Origin of the sequence: Acinetobacter sp. NIOH-H-8 (assembly GCF_046635365.1) — a bacterium.
In the GTDB taxonomy this organism is placed as follows: domain Bacteria; phylum Pseudomonadota; class Gammaproteobacteria; order Pseudomonadales; family Moraxellaceae; genus Acinetobacter.
The window spans coordinates 1-2,021 of the sequence record NZ_JBHDVN010000105.1; the positions used below are offsets into that span (position 1 = coordinate 1).

At 34.5% G+C, this 2,021-nt stretch carries 2 protein-coding genes and 2 pseudogenes; 3 read left to right on the forward strand and 1 reads right to left on the reverse strand.

Annotation, left to right across the window (positions count from 1 at the left end; translation table 11 throughout):
* The 3 genes and pseudogenes from ACEWB7_RS17180 to ACEWB7_RS17190 all read left to right on the forward strand — a co-directional run.
* A pseudogene (locus tag ACEWB7_RS17180) lies at nt 1-104 on the forward strand (IS5/IS1182 family transposase); the annotation flags it as partial.
* A gap of 19 nt (nt 105-123) precedes the next feature.
* A complete protein-coding gene (locus tag ACEWB7_RS17185) occupies nt 124-540 on the forward strand; it encodes an outer membrane beta-barrel protein (protein ID WP_411580995.1) in 417 nt (138 codons plus the stop codon).
* 620 nt (nt 541-1,160) lie between these two features.
* Nucleotides 1,161-1,385 (forward strand): hypothetical protein, encoded by a 225-nt coding sequence (locus tag ACEWB7_RS17190; RefSeq protein WP_411580994.1) that lies wholly within the window; start codon nt 1,161-1,163, stop codon nt 1,383-1,385.
* A 265-nt stretch (nt 1,386-1,650) separates the two neighbouring features.
* Here ACEWB7_RS17190 and ACEWB7_RS17195 read toward each other — a convergent pair.
* Nucleotides 1,651-1,899: pseudogene (locus ACEWB7_RS17195) on the reverse strand (hypothetical protein); the annotation flags it as partial.
* Between the last annotated feature and the right edge of the window lie 122 nt (nt 1,900-2,021).

Consider the following 2,021-nt stretch of genomic DNA (forward strand, 5'->3'; position numbering starts at 1 on the left):
AAAGATTTAGAATACTAAGTGAACGCTATCGAAATAGACGGAAAAGATTCGGTTTACGCATTAACTTAATCGCTGCACTGGTAAACCGGATGAACTTGCAATAACGACTTTCGCAAGAGATCTATTAATGGTGAATATCAATCCCATCCAACGGCCAGCTTATGGGCCGAATATAAATTTCAAAGTTCAGATATTGATTACAATCAAGTTGCAGTGGGGATAAAAAATAAATTTCTGGAAAATGATCAGCTTTATTCAGCAGTTTCTATAGGTCTGGGAATGAGCTGGGTAGATGAAAGTGAAACGGATGCAGATCTTGGTCGAATCGATCTTGAATTGGATTATTTTACAATTCCCGTTGCATTGGAAGTCGGTTATAAAGTTGCTCCTGAAGCAGATTTATTTGGATCTTTTGGTTATCAATGGATGTTTAACCGTGACGCCAAGATTTGTATGAATGGCGCATGTGTCTCTGGTAAGAGTGATGATCTGGACTTAAATGGGGTTACTTATCAATTTGGTTTTCGCTATTACTTTTAGTGGCTAATCAATCGCCTTAATAGCGAACTCTTTTACTTAAGACTTGAAATTGTATTTAGATGAAATTATTCATTTTTCACATAAATAAAGAATATTTTTTATTGAAATTTAAATAGATAGGATGTAGAGATAGAAAAGAATAGAATTGTTTGTAGTGCTCTATTGAGCCAGCCAAAATATTTTAATCTGCTTTTGAAAAAGCACAATTTAAATATTGTATAAGTCTTCTTTTAGAAGTGTAAAAGCGTATTGTAGGTAAAAAAATCCTGCTATATTGAACTCATGGTAGGTTATAAAACGAAACGACGCTACCAATAAGTTGGACGGATCAATGACAGTTAGTTGAGTTCGAACTTCGGTTCAGGCAATAGATCTAGCACTAGCCATCCAACACAGAGCCCGCAGCGATGCGGGCTTTTTAATGCAAAATTTTAAGCGTGAGTTATTAATAATTTTGACTCTTTTATTTGTATGGCACATTCTTCATTAGCGACAATATATAGTCAATAAAAGGTGCTCGCTAAAAAATCTTACATATTCGTTTGAAAGCCTTTCAAATAACTATGTTATAAGAATTCAGACAAGCAAATTTAATAATGCCAATAAAGGGAGGTATGACGATGACAAAAGATTTAATTGAAGTGCAAGTCAAAAACCAGTATGGCAAAATTCTGAATGTAAAAGCATTACTACGTGCTGGCGCTCAGCATAGTGATCCGTCCCAGCGTTTGGAACAGCAAGTCGAATATATTGTCGTGGATGATGAAATTATCCGGCCAACGATTGAACTGTTATTTGCCAGTGAGCAGACCGACTGTATCTATCGTGTTTTGGATCCTAAATAAGGATTCGGGATTCCTTAAGCTGCTTTATGACGTTTAAAGAAAGATAATAGCTCATCCAATGATGAGCTTGATTTCGATATTTTAGTTCAGCTTCTTTATAAATAGTTTGATACAGAATAAAAACTGATAAATTTAATTCAAAGAGATTGGATAAATTCCTATCATTTCTCAGTTTCTTAATTTTTTATGTTATATAGGATCAAGCTATCTACATAGATGATCTAAATGAACTTCTTCAAAAATACGCTCTGAGAAAAGCATTATTTCAGAAAACTTTTAATGTGACATTTACATCATAACGGTCAAACTCGTCCAGAATCTGATGAAGTGTTTGCTGTCCGAGTTCATCTGCAGGCCTAATATGTACTTCCTGATTGGTCGCGCTGTCAAAACATTCAATTGTTTGAATTAGCCAATGATGTTCGATTGAACTCTTTTGAATTAATACCCGTCGTGGCTGTAATGCGTCACTGATCTGGCGGGGCAGTACATAAGTAATCGCAAGTTGTATATAGCTAAATACTAAATAAATCATTACAGTAATCTTTAAACAATTTATCAATATCTTTAACTCTAAATTTATTGCGAATCATTTTTACTCGTGACCACATTTTTTCTATAGGATTTAAGTCCGGG